This is a genomic window from Priestia sp. J2, assembly GCF_020790095.1.
Classification (GTDB): Bacteria; Bacillota; Bacilli; order Bacillales; family Bacillaceae_H; genus Priestia; species Priestia zanthoxyli.
In genome coordinates, this window is sequence record NZ_CP086208.1 from 1,997,545 (window position 1) to 2,022,229 (window position 24,685).

The window sequence follows — 24,685 nt, forward strand, 5'->3', positions numbered from 1 at the left end:
AAGAATAGAAGAAGTTGAAAACGAAAATATCAAAAAGCAGAAAGCGCATTTTAACTGCCTCTTGTATACTAATAAAGATAACTTATACAACTGCATAGAAAAAAGGAGAGGAATTTATGGCATTTTCAGGCGATGATAGCAGATGTCCTATCTGCGAAGAGAAAAATAACTGTGCTTCTGTACAAGGCAGAGAAATAGAAAAGTGTTGGTGCATGCAGAAAGTTTTTACTCCTGATTTGTTTAAACAAATTCCTTTGGAAAGCAGAGGGAAAGCGTGTGTATGCGTCAAATGCGTTGCGAGACAGAAGGAAGAAGGTGGGGATTAACGTGAAAAAAGGAATTATTTCATACGGTGAGGCATTTATTGATTTTATCGCTAAAAATGAATCTAACACTGACTTTGACCCTTTTTTAGGAGGCACAACCGTTAATGTAGCAGTTGGAGTTCAGAAGTTAGGAGCAAAAGCATCTTATATCTGCAAGTTAGGGAGTGATGAAACAAGTGATTTTGTAAGAAAGAAGCTTTTAATTGAAGGAGTAAACCAAAGCGGCTGTGTAACTTCGGTGACGAAAAAAGTTTGTGAAGTGTATGTACATAAAAGTAAAGAAGGAGATCGTTACTTTCATTCCTACATAGATTCTACCCCTCATGAGCAAGTGTATAAATATGAGCTGCAGGAAGCTCTATTTGAGAAGGCAGCGATTTTTTATTTTGGATCAGGCACTTTGTTTCATCCGATTTCCCAGGAAACTACAAGAGAAGCTGTGAGGCTCGCAAAAAAATATCTTATGCTGGTAGCTTTTGATCCGAATATTCGAATGAAAAGATGGGAAAGTGAAGCAGCATGTAGAAATATTGTAACATCGTTTTTGTACGAAACAGATATTTTGAAAATCTCTCAAGATGAGCTCCTATTTTTGATGAATTCAACAGATCTGGCAGAAAGCCTAGAAAAACTGAGAGCGTATCATATTCCGTTCGTATGGGTCACTCAAGGAGAAAAGGGCGCAGTAGCCGTTACTGCAAATCAAATGCTTCATGTGAGTGCAAAGAAAGTACAGGCGATAGATACAACAGGAGCGGGTGATGCATTTATGGCAGGAATTCTCTGGTGTATTCATGAAAAAGGTTTGCCTGAAAGTGAGGAGTCATGTAAGCAGTACACAATGTTTGCCAACGCGTTAGGTGGAGCAGTTTCGGCGAGATACGGAGGAATGATTTCGCTTAAAGCAAAAGATGTATCTAATATAAAAGCAGGTAGCTGATAGCTACCTGCTTTTGAGCATTTATTATTTAAAAAATGACAGTATAATCATAAGGGCAAAAATAATCGTAAGATGGTTCAATGAGAACACAAACATTAAAGTAGCCCATTTTGTATCTTCTAATTTTTTAAATCCAACAATTCCAAGAAGCATCCACACGAGTGTTAAACCGAACATTGTAAATGCGATAATTTTACTAAACGATAAAAATAAGAACGATGCCGCTAGTAAAATAACTAGGTATACAAGCGTTTGGACTTTGGAACGACGGATACCTTTTACTACAGGAAGCATTGGTACACCTGCGGCTTTATATTCCTCAAGTCTTCTAATCGCAATAGCGTAGAAGTGAGGAGGCTGCCATAAAAACATAAATACAAACAATCCAATTGCTACCGGATGAAATAAGTCTGGTGAAATAGCGGCCCAGCCAATGATTGGAGGCATAGCTCCAGAAATACTTCCGACTTCGGTATTATAAATGGTTGTACGTTTTGTAAGCATAGTATAAGGCACTACATAAAAGAAAAATCCTAAAATACCCATAATGGCGGCCATGTTAGAAACTAAAAATAAAATACCTACACCAATAACAAATAAAGCCAGTCCTAACCATAGAGCAAATTTAGGGTTGACCGCTCCTGTTACCGTCGGTCTGTCTTTTGTACGTTTCATGATTGCATCGATATCACGGTCATAGAAGTTATTAACTGCCCCAGCTCCTCCTACGACAAAGGATGTCCCAATTAAAGCCAAAATAATGATAGGAATTTGTGTCACAAAGCTTAAGTCATTAACAGCAATTGCGAGACAAAGCCCAGCAACCATTCCTAGTGAGTTCGATTTAATAATCCCAGTTTTTATAATAGCACTGATTACTTCCCGGGAAAAATACTGATTGATAGGAAGTGATTCCTTTGTGATAACTTCGGTATTTTTCACAGCAATTCTCCTTTTTGAGCTTATTCTTACATGAATAAACCTAATCTTTATTAATCAACTAAACTATTTTAACAAAAAAATATCGTAATTACATCAAGGTTGCTCGTAAAATTTGTTAACATTCCTTGAACTTTTTTAAAAAACAAAGAAAAATGTCGAATTTCCGACTGAAAATAAGTACATCCTTTATTATAAGATAAAAATGGAATGCTTAAAAACGAAAATTTTGACTATCTGGTGAACTTTTAACGAGCAAGAAACTCGAACTTAATCGTACCATATTTATTGGTAATTGCAATCACATAGTATGTGATGAAAGAAAAGATGTGGTACATTAAAGAAAGAACTAATAAGTTTATTTACTATGTCTTATTCACAAGGAGGATATATGATGCCAGATAAATATGCTAGCTTCTCTGAACTTGCCTCTTATGAAGTATACAACCAAGACTACAAAATTCAATTTGAAATCAGACCTTCTAACATTATTATGCTCGCGATACACGGCGGAGGTATCGAAACTGGAACATCCGAACTTGCTGTTGGCCTAGCGGGCAACGAATACTCGTACTATATATTTGAAGGGTTAAAGAAATCAGGAAATGCCGATCTTCATATCACATCCACTCATTTTGATGAACCTCATGCGTTAACGATTATATCAAAAGAAGACTATGCAGTATCTTTTCATGGATACAACGACAAAAGTGAAAAGCATACTAAAATCGGCGGTGCTGACAAAGCGTTAAGGTCCAAAGTACATGAAGCGCTTGTTTCTAAAGGCTTTAGTACAGAAATTTTATCAGATCAAGATCCTGTTTCCGGTACCAGCCCTAGAAATATAACCAATAAAACAGCTAGGCGGATGGGTGTGCAAATTGAGATAAGTAAAGGGCAAAGAGAAGCTTTTTTTTCAACTAACACGAGAAATGAACGTAAAAATTCGAAAACCCAGGAATTTTTTGAGTATATATCAGCTATTAGAAGTGCATTTCCTCTTAGATAAATCAGATACGTTTAGTATTTATTAAACAGGTTAGATTTATTACGGACATGTTTGTGGTATACATATAGTAACTACATAAACTGGAGGAGATAATCATGAAAAAGTTTGACCAAGAAGATACCCTAGAACGACTTAAAGCCTCTTATCGATATTTAAAAAGCATAGACATACCAGAAATCAGCACATTAGATGATCAAAAACGAGCGGAAGCTGTGCAGTTAATCGAAGAGATTGGTCTTAAAATATCAGAAATGCGCGTAAAAGTAGAGTGAGTAAAAAGAGAAAGAAGGACATCTGTCCTTCTTTCTCTTTTTCGACAACTATAAACAGGAGATTGGCCATGAATGAACAATATTATGACGCTTTATTAAATATAAAAACAACGGGAGAACAAAAGGGATTTAATGATTCATTTCATTACCATCGTTATGAACCCACGCCTTATAGTGCATTAGAAGCACTTTTCAGTCAGTATGAGCTAACAAGCAGCGATAGAATTGTCGACTTCGGGTGTGGGAAAGGAAGGCTGAATTTTTATGTGAACTACCTATGTAATGCCACCGCTGTAGGGATAGAAATGAATGAGCACTTCTATGAGCAGGCCATAGATAATCAGAGGCGCTATTTAAAAAAAGCCAAGGGCCGAAAAAGTCATATTTATTTTCAGTGTTGTTTAGCCCAGGAATATAAGATTCACCCACTAGACAACTGCTTTTATTTTTTTAATCCTTTTTCAGTTCAAATTTTTATCCAAGTAGTGAACAATATTTTGCTTTCGTGGGAAGAGAATAAGCGCGAGATTGATTTAATTTTGTATTATAGTTCAGAGGATTATCTTCATCATCTCGAAAAACACCCTTCTTTCATTTTAAAAGAAGAGGTAATGCTGCCAGAGTTGAATCGTAAAAATCCATATGAACGGTTTTTGATTTATAAAGTAGCTTATTAAGACGACTTATTTACTATTTCATAAAGGTGTATCGTCGCTCGTTCTATTTAACAAATCAGCAGGGGCTAGAAAAAGACCTGCTGATTTTATTTATAACTTTTTAGAAATTAAAGCATAACACTTTATTATGTAAGCGCTTTCTGTTATAATGAAACTAGGTTGGATAGCATGCGTGGCTATCGGTGTACTCAGCGCAGGCGGGGCTAGTACAGAAAGAGAAGGCTACATACAAGTTAATAAACATTTAGTCGATAGAAATAAGAAGTCTCAAAAACAAATTTATTAATTTGTATGCTAAATCGTAAATTAACAGAAACGGCATTTATGATAAGGTTTTAGAGAAAAGAACCCAGCATATACTGTATAAGCAATTTTTTTACTCTAAAAAAGGGTGAAGAAATTGCTTATTTATTTTTAAATAAGTGCACAGCTGTTCAGATTTGTTTTGAGATATCTAGCGTTAGTGTATAATAGTAAAAAGTACGAAAAGTTGACATTGTTAATTGATTAAAGGGGATTTAAAAATGAGTGAACTAAAAATAGATGATGTAGCGAAGCAAAGCGGTTTAACAAAACGTACGATTCGTTATTATGAACAAATTGGACTGATGCCAGCACCTCCAAGAAGTGAAGGTGGATTTCGTCTGTACACGGAAGAACACGTAGAATTCTTAAAGAAAATTACGAATGCCAAAGAAGTCATGGGTTTTTCACTTCAAGAATTACAGGAATTTCTTGCTTTAAGTGATACTCTTGAAATACAAAAGATGGATTATAGGCAAGTGAAAGGAACAAGTCAACAAAAAGAAAAGTTAGAGCGAGTGTTACATACGGTAGAAGAGCAGCTCAAGCTGATTGAACAGAAAAAGAAAAACATCTTAAAAGTAGAGTCTGACCTTCTGTCACTGAGAGATCGTGCTAAGGCTGCAATTGTAAAATTCGAGCAGGAAGAATCATAAAAAGCAGGCGCATTCACCAGAAGAGTGCGTCTGCTTTTATGTGTTTTATAGGGAATTTATTTATGATTGTGAAGAGTTTTCTTCTAGCTGTACCCCTAAAAGAAGTAGAATAGCCTGTATCCCGTCGGCTTTTCCGCTGTGAAAGCTTCTTGTTTCAGCATCCAAAGCTTCATTTACAGATTCCATCATATTTGATTCGTATAAGTCTAAAATCAATTGTTTTCCTTCCGGACTCAAATGCAGCTGCCCGCGTTCCTTCATTTTAAACTTCAACTTCTTCAACTCCCTTTCCCATAATACTATCAGTATACAAAATTAATAACATTTACGTAAACGTTAATTTTTGTATGTGGACAGAAGAATGTATTAAGTATAGGTACTAAGTGAGGGGAGAGATACTGGTTATCCTTTGCTTGTTTTAATGTTTGTCAGCTTATAGCCGCAAGCTGAGCATATATAGATAACGTTTTGATTGGACTGAGCAGTTAAAACGGTAGCGAGCTCTTTTTGAGAATGACAGTTAGGACAAATAACAACAGGGGATTTCATGTGATTTTCTCCTTTTCTTTTTTATAGTCGAATTTTATTTTATGTAAAGTTTAATCAAATATCCTTCGTGCTATCAAAAACGACGGAAGATATGTAAAAAGCATTCTCGCTCAAAAGAAACGGGAATGCTTAAGGTAAGTTTAAAATCCGTCCTGGCTTGCTGTAAATGGAATGTTAAGTCTTCTTTCTACATTGCGTAAGCGCTGATTTAATCTGTTTATACGGTCAGTATGTCGCTCCACAATTCGATTTAAACGAGTAATTTCTCTGACTTGCTCCTCATTTTGTCTCTCAAGAGCACGAATTCTTCGTTCAAATCCTCCAAGATTTTGAAGCTGCTGTCTTTCATCGTATTCTTCATGCTGTGGTACGTAAGGGGGATAGTATTGTTGAACTGAGTAATCAACTTGCTGAGGAATATATCCAGGGTTGAAATAATAAGGGTTCATTAGGGCACCGCTCCTTTTAAATAGTAACTTCAAATCAAACACGATATAACGTATGCGAAGATAAGAAAAATGCTATAGGCACATACCTAAAGACATTCTGTATTTTAAAAAAGGAAAGTATTTTTAAGAGGAAAAAGGAGATAGCAAACCCTTTCTTGAATATGCAAAATAGAAAAGCTTCTTTTTTAGACACTTTATTTAAGAAAGAGGGAAAGTGACCGATGGCTCAAGGGAAACAAAAACCAGCACCTAAAATAGAAGAATCAAAAGCTCCGCCTGCAAAGAAACAAAAGCCGAAGAGCCGCAGCACCAAAAAAGCTCCGCCTCCTACATCGCCCTGGGTAAAAGCTGCTTCCATTTTATCTAACATTGATTTCATTCGTTTGTTTCGCGTGCTGTTTCTTGCTTTGGCGGTTGGTTTTATTGTGTATCAATATATTTTACTTACAAAAGGGGTCTTCATCAAAACATACGTAGACCTTTGGCATCATCACAAAATGATCTTGCTAGCTGGAGCTGCATTTATTATCTATACTTCTTTCATCTTTTACCTTGGCTACCGCACCGCTAAAAAGCGCTAGAACGATTATAAACGGCGAATATCATCCATTCTTTAAGCAAACCTTATATGTATATCAGCATAGAGGGGGGAAGAAACGTGGACAAGCAGCGAGCAAAACAAATTGCTGATTCACCCGTTATGGCTAACGTTACGTATAACGATACGGCCGTTTATATTCAACATGTAAGCGAAGAAAATGATACGGCAAGAATTTATCCGCTAGGTCAGCCGGAAAATGAACAAAATGTTGCGGTGAGTCAATTAGTAGAGAATTAAGGTGGATAAATAGAGCTACTAGTTCAGTTAAATAAAAGGAAGAGAGCAGATACACAGCTCTCTTCCTTTTATTTATTCTTCCCATTTCTTACTGTTAATCTTCTCAATAATCCCGTGCAAATCACCAGGCTTATGAAACTCAATCGGAGACGCGCCTTTTTCAAACAGAATCGATTCCGCTTCAATTAACGCCACGTAGCGTCCGTTCACTTTCGCTAAGTGAATATTCTCCCCAAAATCAGCTAACAGTCCTTTAATCTCGGTTTCGCCAAGCTTCATTTTTAGCTCGGCATCAGGCGTATGCTCGACGATATGAGCAGCGGCTTCCATGACTTGATGGGTATCCAAACGTTCTTGAAGCTCACGCTTTTCGCTTGTTGCCCACAGTTCCATGTCTGATTCAAACTGTTCAAGCTCTACGCTTTCTGCTTCAAGCGTTTCGCTGACGTGTTCACGCACCATATCCATCACTTGTGTTTTCATAATCTCAGGCATGGGCTCGTTGTAATCAATGAATTTCAAAAAGTCTTCAAAATAACGGGCGTGAGACGCTTGGTGGATAACGAGTTCGCTTTCTTCCACCATGCCTTCTTCAGGCATGTATGGGTATTGAATGGATTTCATGTTTTTAGTAGTAATCGCCATTTCTACGTGACGAATAAGGGTTGATTCATCTGAAATTGAAGCCACTTTTGGTTCGAAGTCACATTTTAAAATAAACACAAAAGCATGATCAAAATATTTTCTTGGAACAGCAGATACCACTAAAAATGCTCCTCCTCGAACGGCTGCAGTATCAAGGTACGCATTGATAAACTGTTCGCTGTTTTCTTCAAATTCTTCTTTGGTTGTGGCAAAACGAGTGCGGTGAAATAAATTATAATTAGGGTTTGAGTCGAGAGCGTGTCCCGGTTCAACTATAAAATACCCGAGCTTTGTAGGCACTTGTTCTGCTTTGGGGTGTCGCTCTACTTTGCGCTTTACAATTTTTTTAAATTCACCGTCTAAAAAATCTTTAATGGAACTTTCTTCATATTCTTCCGTATCAAGCGTTTGAAAATGCTTATATTGTTTAGAGGCCTGTTCTTCTTTTCCTTCTACTTGTATTACGTAAAATGATAAAAAATTAATTTTAAAATCCATAGCAGTCACCTTGTTTCTTTTTAGTCAGTTACTTCAGTATAAGAAAGAGTCTGGTAAGCGTCAATGCCTGTTAGCTTTAGGGGAAAAAGATCTATTTATACAATTGATCAGCTGAGGAATAGTGTGTAAAGCAAAGAATAGGAGAGGCAGGGGGCCTCTCTTATTTATACTGTTCCAAACGTTCAAAAAAGGTTTTGACAAACTTATAAAAAATTTTATCAGAAGGTGCTAAATCACGATTTCTAGGAATAATCATTCCGACTGTCCGCTGAAGCTGCGGCGTATGAATAGGAAGTTTAGTCGTAAAACGAGGAGTCGTTTCAGACACTGTACTTTCAGGAAGAAGCGTCACGCCAATTCCTGCAGATACAAGACCTTTAATCGCATCTAAATCTTCTCCTTCAGATGAAATATTGGGCATGAATCCTGCTTGTTTGCAAGCGTCAAAGGCCATTTTATGTAAAATGAATCCTTTTGGAAATAGCACAAAATCTTCATTTCTTAAATCCCGCAGCCGAATGTTATCCCGTTCAGCGAGCGGGTGATGAGAAGGAACAAGGGCTAAAAGATTTTCAGTGAATAGAATATGCCCTTCAATACTCTGATCTTCTACAGGTACAGGGCCTAAAAAAGCGATATTGATATCTCTTTTTTTAACCGATTCAATTAAAAATTTGTACGAACCTTGTCTAAGATGAAAAGCAACATTTGGGTGTTCTTCTTTAAAGGCTGATATAATAGTAGGAAGAAGGTGACTAGCAAGACTTGTTGGAAATCCGATTTTAATCGTTCCTCTTTCGGGATCCAAGTATTCATCAATTTGTTCTTTCGCATAGTCAATAGCTTTCATAGCCGTCTCCGTATGCTCAAGAAAGACTTTTCCTATTGCTGTTAACTTGACATTTCTTCCTTCACGTTTGAATAAACTAACACCTAGCTCAGATTCCAGGTTCGCAATTTGACGGCTGATTGCTGATTGAGCTACATGCAGATATTCTGCCGCCTCAGATACGTGTTCTCTTTTTGCAACTTCCATAAAATAGCGTAATTGACGCAGTTCCATAAGCATCCTCCATCTATATATATCAAAATTAGATTAGTTTTATCTAAATTATATATTGTTTATATTGATTTGAAAACTTACAATGTAAACAGGTGATCTTAAAAAGATAAAGAAAACGAACGGGGGAGAAGAAGATGACATACAATCAAATGCCAAAAGCTCAAGGTCTCTACCGTCCTGAATTTGAGCACGATGCATGTGGAATCGGACTATACGCTCAATTGAAAGGCGTAGCGTCACATGATATCGTTAAAAAAGGACTAAACATGCTTTGCCAGCTTGACCATCGAGGCGGACAGGGAAGTGATCCGCTAACAGGAGATGGAGCTGGATTAATGGTACAAATTCCACACGCGTTCTTTAAAAAGACATGCGTTGAACTGAACTTGCCAGAAAACGGTCGTTATGGAGTTGGAATGATCTTTTTCTCAAATAATGAAGACGAGCGTCGAGAAATTGAAGCTTATATTAATAAATTAATTGAAGAAGAGGGACAAACGTTATTAGGTTGGAGAACTGTGCCTGTAAATGTCGGAAAAATCGGAAAAGTTGCAAAAGAAAGCTGTCCATACGTACGACAAGTATTTATTGGGGCAAATGACAGTATTCAAGATGACTTAGCGTTTGAGCGCAAGCTATATGTTATTCGTAAGCAAGCGGAAAATTGGGCGCAGGCACGTCAAAACCGTTTTTATTTTACAAGTCTTTCAAGCAGAACAATTGTGTACAAAGGGTTGTTAACACCTGAACAAGTGGATGCTTTTTATCTTGACCTACAAGATGAAGACTTTACTTCAGCGTTTGCTTTAGTGCATTCTCGCTTTAGCACAAACACGTTCCCAAGCTGGGAAAGAGCACATCCAAACCGTTATTTAATTCACAACGGTGAAATCAATACGCTTCGCGGTAATCAAAACTGGATGAGAGCGCGTGAACAGCAGTTTGTTTCGGACGCATTTGGTAAGGATTTGCCGAAGGTTCTTCCAATTTTAGATGCTGAAGGAAGCGACTCATCCATGTTAGATAATGCGCTAGAGTTCTTTGTATTGGCCGGCCGCAAGCCAGCCCATGCAGCGATGATGCTTATTCCAGAGCCTTGGTCTGAGAATCCGCACATGTCAAAAGAAAAACGTGCTTTCTATGAGTATCATAGCGCATTAATGGAGCCATGGGATGGTCCGACTGCTATTTCGTTTACGGATGGAAAGCAAATCGGTGCTATTTTAGACCGTAACGGTTTACGTCCAGCTCGCTATTATGTTACAAAAGATGATTACATCATACTTTCATCAGAAGTAGGCGTCATTGATGTTGAAGATGAAAATGTGTTATATAAAGATCGTTTAAGCCCAGGTAAAATGCTTCTAATCGATTTAGAAGAAGGCCGAATTATTTCAGATGAAGAAATTAAATCTGAAATGGCACAGGCTGAGCCTTATCAAGAATGGTTAGATGAACAGCTGGTAACGTTGCCAGAAGTGCAGGAAGAAAAATCTGAATACTTCGATGATTTGGTCATTCGCCAGAAGTCATTTGGCTACACGTATGAAGATATTCATAAATATTTAGTTCCAGTTATTACAGAAGGAAAAGATCCGCTTGGTTCAATGGGTAATGATACTCCATTAGCCGTGTTGTCTGATCGTCCTCAATCGCTGTTCAATTACTTTAAGCAGCTGTTTGCTCAAGTAACGAACCCACCGATTGACGCTATTCGTGAACAGTTGGTTACATCAACAATGACGTTGCTTGGTGCAGAAGGGAATTTACTGCATCCAACCAAAGAAAACATTCATCGAATTCAGCTTGAGACGCCGGTTTTAACAAACAATCAAACTCATCAGCTGAAGTCTGCCATTCATCCAGATTTCAAAAGTGCTGTTATTTCTGCGGTGTTCACAAATGATTTAAAAGCAGATCTTGATCGCGTATTTGCTGAAGCTGAAGCGGCAATTAACGCAGGCGCTAGCATTCTTGTTCTGACAGACCGTGAAGCGGGAGCTCACTCTGTAGCCATTCCAGCTTTATTAGCGGTCAGTGGGCTGCACCAGCACCTAGTGCGAAAAGGAAACCGTACAAAGGCGAGCATTGTAGTGGAAACAGGAGAAGCGCGCGAAGTGCACCATTTTGCAGCACTGATTGGTTACGGAGCAGACGCAATTAATCCATATCTTACTTTTGCAACATATCAAAATGAAATTAACGCAGGTACGTTGAACGTATCGTATGACTATGCTGTTGAGAAATATGTAAAAGCCGTTACTGAAGGTGTTGTAAAAGTAATGTCTAAAATGGGCATTTCAACGGTGCAAAGTTATCGGGGCGCACAAATTTTTGAAGCAGTTGGAATCAGTGCAGAGGTTATCGAGCAATATTTTACAGGTACTGCCTCGCAACTTGGCGGTATCGGTTTAGATGTTATTGCAAAAGAAGCGAAAACGCGTCACGACAATGCTTATGTTGAAACAATTGAGCAAACGTTAGAGTCAGGAAGCGACTTCCAGTGGAGACACACGGGCGAGCATCATGCGTTTAATCCAAAAACAATTCACACGCTGCAGTGGGCTTGCCGTAAGGGAGATTACAGCTTATTTAAAAAATTCTCTGAATCGGCTAATGAAGAACGCATCGGTTTCTTGCGCAACCTATTCTCGTTTAATGGAACGCGTTCATCTATCTCCATTGATGAAGTGGAATCAGTTGATTCGATTGTAAAACGTTTTAAATCAGGTGCTATGTCGTTTGGATCTTTAAGTCAAGAAGCTCATGAAACATTAGCGATTGCGATGAACCGTTTAGGCGCACGCAGTAACAGTGGAGAAGGTGGCGAGCACCCTAGCCGCTACACTGTGGATGAAAATGGAGATAATCGCCGCAGTGCGATTAAACAGATTGCTTCTGGCCGTTTTGGAGTGAAAAGTCATTACCTTGTGAATGCGGATGAGCTTCAAATTAAAATGGCACAAGGTGCAAAACCCGGAGAAGGCGGTCAGCTTCCAGGAAACAAAGTATATCCATGGGTAGCAGATGTGCGTGGATCAACGCCAGGAGTAGGCTTAATTTCACCTCCTCCACACCACGATATTTACTCGATTGAAGATTTAGCACAGCTTATTCATGACTTAAAAAATATAAACCGTGATGCACGAATCAGCGTCAAACTCGTTTCAAAAGCAGGAGTAGGAACGATTGCTGCCGGAGTAGCAAAAGGAGTAGCGGACGTTATCGTTATTAGCGGCTACGACGGAGGTACGGGAGCATCTCCAAAAACAAGTATTAAACATACGGGACTACCGTGGGAACTGGGCTTAGCGGAAGCTCATCAAACGCTTATGTTAAACGGTCTTCGCGAAAAGGTAGTGCTTGAAACAGACGGGAAATTAATGACGGGTAAAGATGTAGTCATGGCAGCACTTTTAGGAGCAGAAGAGTTTGGTTTTGCTACGGCGCCTTTAATTGTTTTAGGCTGTATCATGATGCGTGCGTGTCACTTAGATACATGTCCAGTTGGAGTGGCGACGCAAAACCCAGAGCTTCGTAAAAAGTTCCTAGGAGAAGCGGATCACATCGTTAACTATATGAAATTTGTTGCACAAGAAGTACGCGAAATTATGGCTGAACTTGGATTTAAAACAGTAGATGAAATGGTTGGACGTACAGACGTATTAAGCGTTAGCGAACGTGCAAAAAATCACTGGAAGGCGCAGCACTTAGACTTAACAACTCTTTTATATCAAGCTGAAGGTGTACGTACTTTTAAAACACCTCAAAACCATAAAATTGACGAATCTCTTGATATGCAAAAAATCTTGCCAGCGGTACAGCAAGCAATCGAGCATAAGTATCAAGTCGAGTTAGAACTGCCAATTTCTAATATTAACCGTGTAGCTGGAACAATTGTAGGAAGTGAAGTTACAAAACGTTACGGTGAGAAAGGTCTGCCAGAAGATACGATTACTCTTCGATTCACTGGCTCTGCAGGACAAAGTTTTGGTGCATTTGTTCCAAAAGGAATGTCTATGTATCTAACTGGAGATGCAAATGATTATATCGGAAAAGGGTTATCAGGAGGTAAAATCATCGTTGCTCCACCTAAGGAAACAACAGCTGTGTCAGGTGAAAATGTTATCGTCGGGAACGTGGCATTTTACGGTGCAACAAGCGGTGAAGCTTATGTTAGCGGGCTAGCAGGAGAACGTTTTGCGGTTCGTAACAGCGGTGTGAACGTAGTGGTTGAAGGAATTGGCGATCATGGCTGTGAATATATGACTGGCGGACGCGTTGTCGTATTAGGTGATGTAGGTAAAAACTTCGGTGCGGGAATGTCTGGCGGTATTGCTTACGTATTTGCTGATGATCAAGAAGCATTCAAAAACCTTTGTAATAAAGACATGATTGGGTTTGAGAGCTTAAAAGGAGAAGAAGCAGAAGAAGTAAAAGAGATGATTGCAAATCACCTAAAATATACTGACAGTCATAAAGCAGCATTTGTATTAGAAAATTGGGAAGAATCGCTTTCGAAATTTGTAAAAGTGATTCCGAATGATTATAAACGCATGATGAATCGCATTGAAGAGCAAAAAGCAGCTGGGTTAACGGAAGAAGAAGCAGCTATGAGTGCGTTTGAGGAAAATGCAAAACAAGAAAAGAAAGCATCGGCAAAACAACAAGAAGCGGTAGCTCAGTAAGAAAGGGGAGAGTACGATGGGAAAACCAACAGGATTTATGGAAATCAAACGTGAAAAAGGGAAGGAACGTGACCCGTTAAAACGTTTAGGTGATTGGAAAGAGTATGCTGCTCCTTTATCTGATGAAGCGCTAAGCCGTCAAGGAGCACGATGTATGGATTGTGGCACACCTTTTTGCCACATGGGAATGGATATTAATGCTTTTACTTCTGGATGTCCAATCTATAACTTAATTCCAGAGTGGAATGATTTAGTTTATAAAGGACGCTGGAAAGAAGCTTTAGAGCGTTTAATGAAAACGAACAACTTCCCGGAGTTTACAGGACGCGTTTGTCCTGCTCCGTGTGAAGGTTCCTGTACGCTTGCTATTTCAGATCCAGCGGTTTCGATCAAGAATATCGAACGCGCTATTATTGATAAAGGCTTTGAGAATGGGTGGATTACTCCGCGTATTCCGGAGAAAAGAACAGGCAAAAAAATTGCTGTTATTGGCTCTGGGCCAGCAGGCTTAGCGAGCGCAGATCAGCTGAATCAAGCGGGTCATTCAGTAACGGTATATGAAAGAGCAGATCGTGCCGGTGGTTTATTAACATATGGAATTCCAAATATGAAGCTAGATAAAGAAGTAGTGGAAAGACGTGTTCGCTTATTGACACAAGAAGGTATTGATTTTGTAACGAATACCGAAGTTGGAAAAGACATTACTGCTGAAGAGTTAAAAGAACAATATGATGCTGTCATTTTGTGTACAGGAGCTCAGAAGCAAAGAGATCTAGTATTAGAAGGTCGTGAAGCAAAAGGAGTTCACTTTGCAATGGACTACTTAACAACTTCAACAAAAAGCCTTTTAGATTCTAACTTCAAAGATGGTCAATTTATTGATGCTGAAGGAAAAGACGTTATTGTTATTGGAGGCGGAGACACGGGAGCTGACTGTGTAGCTACTGCTCTTCGTCAAAAATGCCGCAGCGTTGTTCAGTTTGGTAAACATCCTCAGCTTCCTGCTGAGCGTACGGCAGATAATATGTGGCCTGAATATCCACATGTATTTAATCTTGAATATGCTTATGAAGAAGCACAGGCGAAATTTGGGGACGATCCACGTGAATATTCAATTCAAACGAAAAAAATCGTGGCAGATGAGCAAGGTAATCTAAAAGAACTTCATACGGTTCAAATGGAAAAAGTAAAAGGTGAAAATGGACAGTACATCTTTACCGAAATTCCAGGAACAGAAAAAGTATGGCCAGCTCAGCTTGTCTTTATTGCGATTGGGTTTGAAGGTCCAGAGCATCCGGTTCTATCAGCGTTTGGTGTTGAAACGAAAAATCGTCGCGTAGATGCAGCGTATGGAAATTACAAAACAAATGTTGAAGGTGTTTTTGCTGCTGGTGATGCTCGTCGTGGGCAAAGTTTAATCGTATGGGCTATTCATGAAGGTCGTGAAGTAGCTAAACAAGTTGATAGCCATCTAATGGGAGCAACTGTATTACCATAACAAAAAACCGTCACAATTGTGGCGGTTTTTTGTTTATCTAGGATTTGGCACTTCATTTCCTCTACGTAAATTTTCAAATGAAACGGTTAAAATCGTGTTAGTAATTCGAACTTGTGAAACAGGGGAAACGCTGTATAAGTTAAAAAGTTCAAATGTCCAGGGATCACGTTTTTTCAGCTGTCGCGCGGCTTTTTCGACGCGTTCGTTAATAGATCCGCTGTAATTGTTATAGTTATCATCAACAAATCTTACAATGGAACGAAATAAGTATTCTGTTAGTTTGCTATCCATCCCACCTCGTTGAGCATCTCTGTAGATGGACTGATACTGGCGTTTTAAAATTTTCATCACTCTGTCTACATCGCGTGTAGATCTAACTTCTTCTTCTTCATGCAGGATATAAGAAAATAAGTCTTCATTGTATCTATAAGGTTCTAAATAATTTTCATTCGTAGTAGGAACCACTGGATGGTAGTAGCGCGGCATATAGGGGTAAACCCATTGACTGTACATGAGACATTCACACCTTCCTCGTTCATTTTCCATTAGTTTATGCACTAGCGTGCTAGCTGCTGCATGTTTGTTTTAAATAAAATTTAGGGGTTTGATAATAGGACCACCCTCTAAATTCTTGATAAGTCGATACAAAATAAATGTAAATCGGTGTATTTAGCAAGTCTGGATAATGTTGAAAAAACGCTTGGTCTCCGTAAAATATTGCTTCTAAAGCAAGCGGAAGCTCCCGGCGGAAAATGTGATAACGAAGCTGTGCTTGCTCGCGGCTGAACTCACCTCCGCTAACAAAAACTTCGCCTTGAATAACTGCTTGTCGATCTGTTACGTGAAGAGCAGCTAGTACTTCATCACGCATATTTTTATCTATCGCCTTGTTGTTATATGAGCATCCGATGCTTAAAAAAAGCTGACCGGTTGTATCAGAATGAGTAAGAGTATATTTTCTTCCAGAAACCGGATAGGAGGAAGTAGCAGGGGGAATGAGAGTCGTAGAGAGTTTTGAAGAATTAAACGAACTCATAGTCATTTACACTCCTTTTTTTGAATAAATTTCAATATTATACGGCGCTATGGGCTCAGATGTGATAAATGTCTACTTTCTTTCTGCAACAAAGGCGTTTTGATGTACTTTTTGAGAAATGAATGGTAATATTTAACTAAAATTATGCGTGTACAGTCCCCGAAGATTGTCTTCAAAAGCAAATGTGAATGGAGGTTATCACTTGAATATCACAACGTTTGACGGTAAGTATGGAAACTGGTTAACGACTAAAAACCCTCTTCAATTTCAAGCAGCGACTGCCTATGGGAACATTGGGCTGGCTCCTATCTATTGGGGAACAAAAGAAGAAAAAAATGGATGGTATTACATGTATCAGCCTGAAGAAATAACGGGCGTTCAAGTAGAAAGTGAAGTTGATGGTGGTAAATTTCTCATTCGAATTCCTGATGACTGGAATGGAAAGTTAGTTATGTCGGGAGTTCCAGCTACCAGAGATGAGAAATCAACGGATTTACTGTTCAGCGACTATGTGTTGGCAAAAGGGTTTGCGTTTGCTGCTTCTGATAAAGGGACACAGGGAGAAGAAGTGAGAGATGATCCATTTGCTAAAGCAAAAAACGCTCTAGTCAAAGAAGAAGACTCCATTAGAAAATGGCATATTCAATACCGAGAAGTGACAAAAATTGCTCAGAGATTTTTGTTTGAAAATTATCGTCACAAACTCCAGAAAGAAGTGACAGAATATTTTGATATAAAAACGTATGCTTTAGGTATTTCTAATGGGGGTTATGTTGTTCGCTATGCTTTAGAAAACGATGGGAAAAATGGAGAGCCTCAGCTTTTTAATGGAGGGGTTGAATGGGAAGGGGTTATGTGGCGAGCTGATCACGATAACTTGATCACTTCCCTAACACCTGTTGTAAATCATGCCGAAGAAGCACTGTATACGGTAGGTGAATCGCAAAAAGAAGCTTTGCACCGGTTGTATCAAGCAGGGTTGCCAAAAGGATCTGAGTTTTTATGGCCATATCATGACCAGTATTATTGGTTTTTAACGCTTAATATATATAGAGATGAGTTTGACAGTCAAGCACCTGGAAGCATTCCGTGGCAAAAATACTTGACGCTTTTTGAAAACGGAGTTAGAGATCGTTCGTTAGATTCTATTTTTAAAAAGTATGATTATCAAGAAAGACCACAAGATGTTAAGCAAAAAGTTCGTGAAATTGAAAATACAGGTGATATTTCCGTTCCGTTGATAAGCATTACAGGGTCGTTAGATGCTCTTATTTTTCCGGATATTCATGCTTATCCTTATGAACAACTGGTAAAAGATTCTGGTAAGCAGCACCTTCATCGTCACTACGTAATTGAAAATGGAAACCATATTGATAGCTTAGTATGGAATCATCAAATTGATCCAGATCGAAAGCTTCAGCCTCTCCTTCCTTATGTGTATCAAGGATTTGAACTGCTATGTGATTGGGTGGAGAATTTTGAAGAACCTCCGAAAAATAAGAAAATAAGTGTGCCTCTCAAGGAAATGCATGTAAAGGATCTAAAAACAGAGGAAGACGTGCTGCCGTTGACTACAAAGAAAAGCATATCAACAAAAAAATAAATCGTCGAAAACCGTGCCGAAGGCGCGGTTTTTAATTTAGAAAAGCAACATTTGAATAAAAACAGCTTCTATGAATACAAAATATTATAGTGCGATAAGAACGGAATATACGTTATTTGTTATTTATTTTTATCTATTTAAAATAAAAATAATAAAAACATTGAACAAAACCGAACTTTTGTGTTAGATTAATAACTATAATTCGTACATTTATTAAATGGCTACAGTTGAAAGGAGCAAAAAACATCATGACAGCGAAAGTAATTAAAGGAAAAGAAGTAGCGCAAGAACTGCGCGCCGCATTAAAAGAAGAGGTAGCTCAATTAAAAACAAAAGGTATCGTTCCTGGTTTAACCGTAATTTTAGTAGGAGAAAATCCTGCTTCCCAATCATATGTAAAAGCAAAAGCAAAGGCTTGTGAAGAAATCGGTGTTGCGTCTGAAATTATCAAACGTGACGTAACGATTACGGAAGAAGAGCTTTTAAACGAAATCCATCACTTGAATGGAAATCCATCTGTTCATGGTATTCTTATTCAACTTCCATTACCAAAACATATTGATGAAAAAGCAGTATTAAATGCTGTATCTCCTAAAAAAGATGTAGATGGCTTCCACCCAGTAAGCGTAGGGAATATGGTCATTGGCGATGAGTGCTATTTACCATGTACACCACACGGTATCGTTGAGTTAATTAAACGTTCAGGTGAAGAAATTTCAGGTAAACATGCGGTAGTAATTGGACGAAGCAATATTGTTGGTAAACCAGTATCCATGCTGTTACTTCAAGAAAGTGCAACGGTAACAATTGCTCACTCTCGCACAAAAGATTTATCTGCTTTAACAAAACAAGCTGATATTCTTGTGTCAGCTGTAGGACAACCTAGACTTATCAAAGCAGATGATATTAAGCCGGGTGCCATTGTAATTGATGTAGGTAACACAATGGAAAATGGTAAACTCGTTGGTGATGTTGATTACGAAGCGGCTTTAGAAGTTGCAGGTTATATCACACCAGTACCAGGAGGCGTTGGTCCGATGACCATCACAATGCTATTAAAAAATACGGTAGACGCTGCTAAAACAATTAACAACGTAAAATAATAGAAAGTTAAAAATCCCGTGCGTATATGCACGGGATTTTTTTGCTTCAGTAATGGAATGAAAGCTAAAAGAATAGAATGTAACATTCTGTATAGAAAGAGGAGGAAGCGATGGTTACGTTACCTGCAACGGTATATTCTCAACAAATAGTGAAGAAAAAGTTAAATGTTTACTATCCAGCTGTTCATTTGACTAATCCAGCTGTTCAGCACAGCATTAACAGTAAGATCTTGCAGCGTACGAATGAATTAATTCGTCAGCAGGGATATGAAGAAAATCCGGATACAGAAGAAACGGGTTATTATGAGTTGAAAACAAACGAGCGAAATGTGCTCAGCTTAACGCTTGTCAATTTTGCTTATTCCGGGGGAGCGCACGGATTGACCGTGGTAGTTCCGTTAACGTTTAATGTGCTGACTGGAAAAACGTATCAACTAAAAGATTTGTTTAAAAAAGACAGTAATTACGTAAGTGTTCTTTCTAAAATAGTAGGAGCGCAAATAAAAGAGCGCGATATTATGGTTCTTGGAGAATATAAAGGAATTAAACCAGATCAGGATTTTTATATCGCCGATAAATCACTTGTACTATTTTATCAGCTGTATGACCTGGCTCCTTACGCATATGGAATTCCTTACTTTCCAATTTCTATCTATGCTATTCAAGATATTATTGCAGATGAAAGTCCACTTGGACAAATGTTTGGATAAAGTTATAAAAAATTGCGGTGCGGCCGTACGTATCTTTTTAATTCGGCCGCTAACTGCTGACGAAGCGAACGAACGCCAATCGCTTCAGCAATATCTTTTGCTACAGGAAACACCCCGATTTTAGTGATATGAACGCGAAGATAACCCTCGTACAAGCATCCTCGCTCCGCATGCTTGATTTTGGTGCGTACAACAGCTTCTATTTTATCGTTTTCATTTTGCAAAGGGTAAGAATCTGTAATATGAAAACGAAAAGAATATTCCTCCATCACCATCATCCTTTTTTCTATGATATGTACTAGCATACTATACAAATAGTGAATCAGAAAAAATAAATGTGTCAAAAGAACAAAGCGCAAAGTAATCAAGGAAGCAGTTTCTTGCATGTAATGATCATTATTTGTGAACGATAACAGAAAAAGACAAAAAGCTGGAGTTGCGATGATAAAAATAGCATTCAAAGGATTACTTATTATTTTATCTTTATATATTCTGTATGTGGTTATAACGGCGGTGGTTCTCTTTTATGTACCTTTAAAAATAGGAGAGGAAACGACCTCAATTAAACCGGCTAGCTTTTTTGGTCACAGTGAGTCTACGGACCGAGTGAGACTTCTTGAAGATGGTTATGAGGCAGGAAGAGTTCGTATTCAAATGATTCAACAAGCTGAGAAATCGATTGATATTGCTTATTACTCAATAGGAAAAGGAGAGTCAACTGATTTAATTATGGCCGCTCTTTTTAAAGCAGCTGATCGAGGCGTCCATACTCGCGTTCTTTTGGATGGGATAGCTAACGGCTTACGGGGAAACCGAAGGGGCGTGCTCTATGCATTAGCTTCACATCCTAATATTGAAGTGAAGTATTACGAACCGTTTCAATTGTTTAAACCTTGGGCGTGGCAAAATCGTATGCATGACAAAATAATGGTTGTAGACGGACAGCTAGGCATAATAGGGGGACGGAATATAGGGGACAAATATTTGGCTAAAAAGCCTCCTCCACACTTCGTCTATGATCGTGATGTCTTTATTACAAACAGTAAACATAAACAAGATAGCGTCATCACTCAAATGCAAAATTATATAAATGAATTATGGGCTCATCCCTACACTAAAAAAGCTTTTCATCATCTCACACAGTACCAGGTTGATCAGGGGAAGAGGATGAAAGCTTTGCTGCTGCAGCAATATGATAAAGCTAAGCAAGTAGGAGAAACGTTTGCGATCCCCAAGATTAATTGGAATGCTTCCACCGTTTCTACAAAGCGTGTTTCTTTTATTCATAATCCAATTGAACGCTTTAATAAACGACCTTTTATGTGGAAAACGTTTATTAACCTAGCAGAAGAAGCTAACCGCTCTGTTCTTATTCAAAGTCCTTATGTGGTGCCCACCAATGCGATGAGAAAGTATACAGCCATGAAAAAGAAGCCAGACGTTCAATGGACGCTACTCACAAATTCAGTTACATCTACGCCCAATGTGTTGGCTTTTTCCGGATATATTAGTATGCGTGATACGATTATGAAGACAGGTGTAAAGCTTTACGAATACCAAGGACCTTATTCGATCCATGCAAAGTCTGTAATTTATGATCAAAGACTTAGCGCCGTAGGCTCTTTTAATTTAGATTCCCGTTCTACATTTTTGAATAACGAATCAATGGTCATTATCGATAGTCAAAAATTTGCAAAAGAGTTGACGATGGCGATGGAAAACAAAATGGATAAAAGTATTCTTATTGCCAATCACAAGCGCTGGGTTAAACCTCCTGAAATCCAAAAGAAAGAAGAGCCTGTTATGAAGCGTACCTTACTGTATACCCTTGCAAAAGTAACGAGGTTTTTTAAGGAGTTTATTTAAATAACCGGCAGTAGAACAAAAAGCACTCAATGAACATTCATTGAGCGCTTTTTGTTACATACCTTATAAATAAGCTCATACAACGATCACATCACGTAAATTATCCTCTTTTATTTATTGGGAAAAATCGGTAGTATAAACATAATAAACAAAAAGGAGGAAGGTACGTGGAAACCGCTGTTTTAATTAAACCAGATGCAGCTTATAAAAAGGCTTATATGAGCTTTTATCATGAATGGAAAGCAAGCGGAGAAAAAATGATTCCGTGGGTCATTGCTAAAGATCCTGCTTACTTTGAAAAAATGGTTCAAGAGTTATTAGATGCAGAAAAAGGGATCGGATTAAAAAAAGGATTTGTACCCGATTCCACCTACTGGCTAATGCATCACGAAAGAGTAATAGGCGTAGTTAATATCCGCCATGAGCTAAGTGAAATACTTCGAAACAGCGGAGGACATATAGGGTATGGTATTCGGCCAAGTGAAAGACAAAAAGGATATGCCAAGCTGCTACTGAGGTTATCTCTTCAAGAAATTAAAAAGCTGGGAGTCCAACGGGCATTAGTTGTGTGTGATGATTGGAACACTGCTTCTCGTCGAACTATTCTGGCAAACGGTGGTATACAAGACGAGGATTATATAGAAGAGGACGGGGCTATTGTTCAACGCTTTTGGATTCATACGGATAAAATGGCATAAAAAAGAGATGAATTTTTTAATTCACCTCTTTTCTGCTTAGTCATATTGTTTTAAAGCTAACTTCAGCCGCATATAGGTATACATAGCGTATGCCTGTCTTCCTTTTAAACTGTACGGATTTGCTTTGGAGCAAAGACACTCAAGAAATTGCTCATCACATGAGCGGCATGATCCGTAATCTTCATAGCATAAATCATGGTATTTACAGCAGCAGTCTACATCATTTACAGGACATCCCGGACCACTGCATCCGGGGCCACACCATTTATATCCGGGGAAGAGGCAGGGCGTGGCTTTCCGTTTATTCGGAACAGACATAATCATACATCCTTTTCAATAGTCTCTTTACATTAAATGCAAAAAAGAGAAAAGAGAAAGGGACAAACACCTTGCAGCAGTAGCCTAATTTTCATGAATTTCTATTTAATCGATAAATGCGTCATTCATCCGCATTAATAGTTTGCCAAATAGCTCCTTTTCTTCACTTGACCATTTTTTTAACATACTATGATAGCGTTCAAGGCGCATTTGCTTATCAGTTTGCAGCATTTGTTTCCCGCGTGTTGTGATGTCAAATAGGCTGACTCGTCCATCCGAAGGATCAGAGGAGCGAGAAATAAGCTTTTTATTTTCTAAAGCAGCAGCCTGTCTAGAAAGAGTTGAAATGTCGAGTTTAAATGCTTCTGCCAGTTCTTTTACACGAGCTGGTCCAAATTCATCTAATTGCCGCAGCAATAAATAAGCTGATCTTTCTAGGTTTCCTATTTTATTTTCGGAATTATCAAGATAGACCGCTCGTCTAATAAAGGTAGTAAGTTCATATTCAATCAATTCAATTGAATTCTTTTCTTGCATTATAATCGCCCCTTACAAAATCATTCATTGACAAAGAAATATATACTTGTATAATACAAATGTATATATAGTTGTATAGTACAAGTAAAAGTAGGTAAAGTAAAGGTGTTTATATAGTTAAATGTTAGACAACATGACAAAATAAAGAGAGGAGGGCAGCTGTTCTTTATTTATAGGACAGTGACCTATAATGAAAGTGATACGAATCATTTTACAAATTGCGATTCTTTATGCTTTTTCTATGATTGGCGAAGCTGTTCACCATATGCTTCATCTACCTATTCCAGGCAGTATTATAGGCTTAATTTTAATGCTCATTTGCTTAACGTGCAAAGTTGTTCCCATCAAAATAATTGAAGACGGAGCAAGTTTCTTGTTATCTTTTTTACCGCTATTATTCATACCAGCTATGGCAGGTGTGATGAATTATCCTTCGCTTCTTTCAAGCAGCGGAGCGGTTTTATTTTTAATTATTGTGCTTAGTACGATTGTTACGATGGCCGCCGCAGGGACTGCTAGCCAACTTTTGGAAAAGAAAGCGAACAAACGAAAGGAGAAACAACAGTGCAAGAATTCTTTATCGCGGTCTTTATAATCGTAGCTACAGTTGCTTTGTATCTAGTCATGGCAAAAGTATACGTGCGGTTCTCCTATCCGATTCTTATTCCTGTTTTAACAACAACCATATTCGTTATTCTTCTTTTGCTTGCTTTTCATGTTTCCTATGATGAGTATATGATTGGAGGCAAATGGATTAATTCACTTCTAGGACCAGCGGTTGTTGCATTAGCGTATCCACTCTATAAACAGCGTGAGATGCTAGTAAAATACAGCGTTCCTATTATTGGAGGGGTATTTGTAGGGTTATTCGCAGGCATGATCAGCGGACTTGTGTTTGCTGAAGTATTTGGCGTTGATCGAAGCCTGATTTTATCCATTATTCCTAAGTCTATTACTACTCCGGTAGCGATTCAGATCGCCACAGGACTAGGGGGCGTTCCATCGATGACCGTGGTATTTGTTATGATTGCAGGTTTTTCTGGAGTAATCCTTGGACCGCTACTTTTAAAATGGATTCGGATCAAGAGTTCTTTAGGAAAAGGAATTGCATTAGGCAGTGCTTCTCATGCGCTAGGAACTTCTAAAGCATTTGAATACGGTGAGCTAACGGTATCGATGAGTTCAGTATCAATGACGTTAAGCGCTGTATTAGGATCCGTTTTTGGGCCAATTGTTGTCTGGCTATTCCAAGTGTAAGGCGAGATAAAAGAAAGTGAATATAAAAAACGAGGCTGAGACAAAAGTATGTTAGTTAAAGTTGAACACGAACGATCTATTGAAAGGTGATGGATAGTTCGTGTTTTTTTATGCTCATCGTAAACGTAGATTTAATGTATGTACTGGCTTCTAACTGTTGATTTCGTTATGCCCCCATCTCGCTTTTTATATAAAAGCATAAATTTT

The 24,685-nt window shown here is 38.4% G+C and carries 28 protein-coding genes; 17 read left to right on the top strand and 11 right to left on the bottom strand.

All coding sequences use genetic code 11. From position 1 onward, the window contains the following. Positions 1-116 precede the first annotated feature (116 nt). Together LJY09_RS10025 and LJY09_RS10030 are read left to right on the top strand one after the other, a co-directional pair. A complete protein-coding gene (locus LJY09_RS10025) occupies positions 117-326 on the top strand; it encodes a cysteine-rich CWC family protein (RefSeq protein WP_028413572.1) in 210 nt (69 codons plus the stop codon). Position 327: 1 nt separating this feature from the next. Further along, positions 328-1,266, top strand: coding sequence for a carbohydrate kinase family protein (locus LJY09_RS10030; protein ID WP_028413571.1), 939 nt, complete (start codon positions 328-330; stop codon positions 1,264-1,266). 24 nt (positions 1,267-1,290) lie between these two features. Here the strand turns inward: LJY09_RS10030 and cyoE are convergent, their stop codons facing one another. Continuing rightward, entirely contained in the window at positions 1,291-2,208 is a 918-nt protein-coding gene (gene cyoE / locus LJY09_RS10035; RefSeq protein ID WP_013056789.1) for a heme o synthase, read from the bottom strand. 391 nt (positions 2,209-2,599) lie between these two features. Here cyoE and LJY09_RS10040 point away from each other — a divergent pair, with 391 nt between their 5' ends. The 4 genes from LJY09_RS10040 to LJY09_RS10055 all read left to right on the top strand — a co-directional run bounded on the left by LJY09_RS10040 (position 2,600) and on the right by LJY09_RS10055 (position 5,122). Next, positions 2,600-3,214 (top strand): poly-gamma-glutamate hydrolase family protein, encoded by a 615-nt coding sequence (locus LJY09_RS10040; protein WP_223546553.1) that lies wholly within the window; start codon positions 2,600-2,602, stop codon positions 3,212-3,214. 95 nt (positions 3,215-3,309) lie between these two features. Then, positions 3,310-3,486, top strand: coding sequence for a hypothetical protein (locus LJY09_RS10045; protein WP_165573411.1), 177 nt, complete (start codon positions 3,310-3,312; stop codon positions 3,484-3,486). Positions 3,487-3,554: 68 nt separating this feature from the next. Next, on the top strand, positions 3,555-4,163 hold the full coding sequence (locus LJY09_RS10050) for a methyltransferase (protein WP_028413569.1): 609 nt from the start codon (positions 3,555-3,557) through the stop codon (positions 4,161-4,163). Between the two features lie 524 nt (positions 4,164-4,687). Then, positions 4,688-5,122: a MerR family transcriptional regulator gene (locus LJY09_RS10055; RefSeq protein WP_028413568.1), complete on the top strand. Its 435-nt coding sequence runs from the start codon at positions 4,688-4,690 to the stop codon at positions 5,120-5,122. Between the two features lie 60 nt (positions 5,123-5,182). Here LJY09_RS10055 and LJY09_RS10060 read toward each other — a convergent pair whose 3' ends face one another. From LJY09_RS10060 to LJY09_RS10070, 3 genes are all read right to left on the bottom strand, one after another. Then, positions 5,183-5,395: a hypothetical protein gene (locus LJY09_RS10060; protein ID WP_028413567.1), complete on the bottom strand. Its 213-nt coding sequence runs from the start codon at positions 5,393-5,395 to the stop codon at positions 5,183-5,185. Between the two features lie 129 nt (positions 5,396-5,524). Continuing rightward, positions 5,525-5,671 (bottom strand): hypothetical protein, encoded by a 147-nt coding sequence (locus tag LJY09_RS10065; RefSeq protein ID WP_098626789.1) that lies wholly within the window; start codon positions 5,669-5,671, stop codon positions 5,525-5,527. A 140-nt stretch (positions 5,672-5,811) separates the two neighbouring features. Continuing rightward, on the bottom strand, positions 5,812-6,120 hold the full coding sequence (locus LJY09_RS10070) for a hypothetical protein (protein WP_028413566.1): 309 nt from the start codon (positions 6,118-6,120) through the stop codon (positions 5,812-5,814). A 221-nt stretch (positions 6,121-6,341) separates the two neighbouring features. Between LJY09_RS10070 and LJY09_RS10075 the strand changes: the two genes are divergently transcribed. Both LJY09_RS10075 and LJY09_RS10080 read left to right on the top strand, forming a co-directional pair. Then, a complete protein-coding gene (locus tag LJY09_RS10075) occupies positions 6,342-6,701 on the top strand; it encodes a hypothetical protein (RefSeq protein WP_028413565.1) in 360 nt (119 codons plus the stop codon). A 77-nt stretch (positions 6,702-6,778) separates the two neighbouring features. After that, positions 6,779-6,958 (top strand): small acid-soluble spore protein H, encoded by a 180-nt coding sequence (locus LJY09_RS10080; RefSeq protein WP_028413564.1) that lies wholly within the window; start codon positions 6,779-6,781, stop codon positions 6,956-6,958. Between the two features lie 72 nt (positions 6,959-7,030). On the opposite strand, the gene LJY09_RS10085 is transcribed toward LJY09_RS10080, so the two are convergent. Continuing rightward, positions 7,031-8,101, bottom strand: a complete 1,071-nt coding sequence (locus LJY09_RS10085; protein ID WP_028413563.1) for a DUF3900 domain-containing protein — start codon at positions 8,099-8,101, stop codon at positions 7,031-7,033. Between the two features lie 160 nt (positions 8,102-8,261). After that, entirely contained in the window at positions 8,262-9,164 is a 903-nt protein-coding gene (locus LJY09_RS10090) for a glutamate biosynthesis transcriptional regulator GltC (RefSeq protein ID WP_013056801.1), read from the bottom strand. A gap of 134 nt (positions 9,165-9,298) precedes the next feature. Here LJY09_RS10090 and gltB point away from each other — a divergent pair, with 134 nt between their 5' ends. Beyond that, a complete protein-coding gene (gltB, locus tag LJY09_RS10095; protein ID WP_228307697.1) occupies positions 9,299-13,852 on the top strand; it encodes a glutamate synthase large subunit in 4,554 nt (1,517 codons plus the stop codon). Positions 13,853-13,868: 16 nt separating this feature from the next. Next, the gene (gene gltD, locus LJY09_RS10100; RefSeq protein WP_013082931.1) at positions 13,869-15,350 is read left to right on the top strand and encodes a glutamate synthase small subunit; all 1,482 of its coding nucleotides are present in this window, start codon (positions 13,869-13,871) and stop codon (positions 15,348-15,350) included. Between the two features lie 33 nt (positions 15,351-15,383). On the opposite strand, the gene LJY09_RS10105 is transcribed toward gltD, so the two are convergent. Together LJY09_RS10105 and LJY09_RS10110 are read right to left on the bottom strand one after the other, a co-directional pair. Then, positions 15,384-15,863, bottom strand: coding sequence for a hypothetical protein (locus LJY09_RS10105; protein WP_028413561.1), 480 nt, complete (start codon positions 15,861-15,863; stop codon positions 15,384-15,386). A 52-nt stretch (positions 15,864-15,915) separates the two neighbouring features. Continuing rightward, the gene (locus LJY09_RS10110) at positions 15,916-16,386 is read right to left on the bottom strand and encodes a staygreen family protein (protein WP_028413560.1); all 471 of its coding nucleotides are present in this window, start codon (positions 16,384-16,386) and stop codon (positions 15,916-15,918) included. A 202-nt stretch (positions 16,387-16,588) separates the two neighbouring features. On the opposite strand from LJY09_RS10110, the gene LJY09_RS10115 reads away from it, so the two are divergent. The 3 genes from LJY09_RS10115 to LJY09_RS10125 all read left to right on the top strand — a co-directional run bounded on the left by LJY09_RS10115 (position 16,589) and on the right by LJY09_RS10125 (position 19,802). Continuing rightward, positions 16,589-17,989 carry a tannase/feruloyl esterase family alpha/beta hydrolase gene (locus LJY09_RS10115; RefSeq protein ID WP_098112545.1) on the top strand — a complete coding sequence of 467 codons (1,401 nt, stop codon included), beginning with the start codon at positions 16,589-16,591 and terminating at the stop codon, positions 17,987-17,989. Between the two features lie 248 nt (positions 17,990-18,237). Further along, positions 18,238-19,092 (top strand): bifunctional methylenetetrahydrofolate dehydrogenase/methenyltetrahydrofolate cyclohydrolase FolD, encoded by an 855-nt coding sequence (gene folD, locus LJY09_RS10120; RefSeq protein ID WP_028408722.1) that lies wholly within the window; start codon positions 18,238-18,240, stop codon positions 19,090-19,092. Positions 19,093-19,202: 110 nt separating this feature from the next. Then, positions 19,203-19,802: a DUF3298 and DUF4163 domain-containing protein gene (locus LJY09_RS10125; RefSeq protein ID WP_028413558.1), complete on the top strand. Its 600-nt coding sequence runs from the start codon at positions 19,203-19,205 to the stop codon at positions 19,800-19,802. A 2-nt stretch (positions 19,803-19,804) separates the two neighbouring features. Here the strand turns inward: LJY09_RS10125 and LJY09_RS10130 are convergent, their stop codons facing one another. Next, positions 19,805-20,071, bottom strand: coding sequence for a hypothetical protein (locus tag LJY09_RS10130; protein ID WP_028413557.1), 267 nt, complete (start codon positions 20,069-20,071; stop codon positions 19,805-19,807). A gap of 172 nt (positions 20,072-20,243) precedes the next feature. On the opposite strand from LJY09_RS10130, the gene LJY09_RS10135 reads away from it, so the two are divergent. Next, complete coding sequence (locus LJY09_RS10135) at positions 20,244-21,668, top strand: phospholipase D-like domain-containing protein (protein ID WP_228307698.1); 1,425 nt, start codon at positions 20,244-20,246, stop codon at positions 21,666-21,668. Positions 21,669-21,886: 218 nt separating this feature from the next. Further along, complete coding sequence (locus tag LJY09_RS10140) at positions 21,887-22,366, top strand: GNAT family N-acetyltransferase (protein ID WP_048021498.1); 480 nt, start codon at positions 21,887-21,889, stop codon at positions 22,364-22,366. 36 nt (positions 22,367-22,402) lie between these two features. Here LJY09_RS10140 and LJY09_RS10145 read toward each other — a convergent pair whose 3' ends face one another. Both LJY09_RS10145 and LJY09_RS10150 read right to left on the bottom strand, forming a co-directional pair. After that, positions 22,403-22,690 carry a phospholipase gene (locus LJY09_RS10145; RefSeq protein WP_306460855.1) on the bottom strand — a complete coding sequence of 96 codons (288 nt, stop codon included), beginning with the start codon at positions 22,688-22,690 and terminating at the stop codon, positions 22,403-22,405. A gap of 99 nt (positions 22,691-22,789) precedes the next feature. Continuing rightward, positions 22,790-23,221, bottom strand: a complete 432-nt coding sequence (locus LJY09_RS10150; protein WP_028413554.1) for a MarR family winged helix-turn-helix transcriptional regulator — start codon at positions 23,219-23,221, stop codon at positions 22,790-22,792. Positions 23,222-23,411: 190 nt separating this feature from the next. Here LJY09_RS10150 and LJY09_RS10155 point away from each other — a divergent pair, with 190 nt between their 5' ends. Next, positions 23,412-23,816: a CidA/LrgA family holin-like protein gene (locus LJY09_RS10155; protein WP_033578834.1), complete on the top strand. Its 405-nt coding sequence runs from the start codon at positions 23,412-23,414 to the stop codon at positions 23,814-23,816. 29 nt (positions 23,817-23,845) lie between these two features. Then, the gene (locus LJY09_RS10160) at positions 23,846-24,478 is read left to right on the top strand and encodes an LrgB family protein (RefSeq protein ID WP_240962161.1); all 633 of its coding nucleotides are present in this window, start codon (positions 23,846-23,848) and stop codon (positions 24,476-24,478) included. The last annotated feature ends 207 nt before the right edge of the window (positions 24,479-24,685 follow it).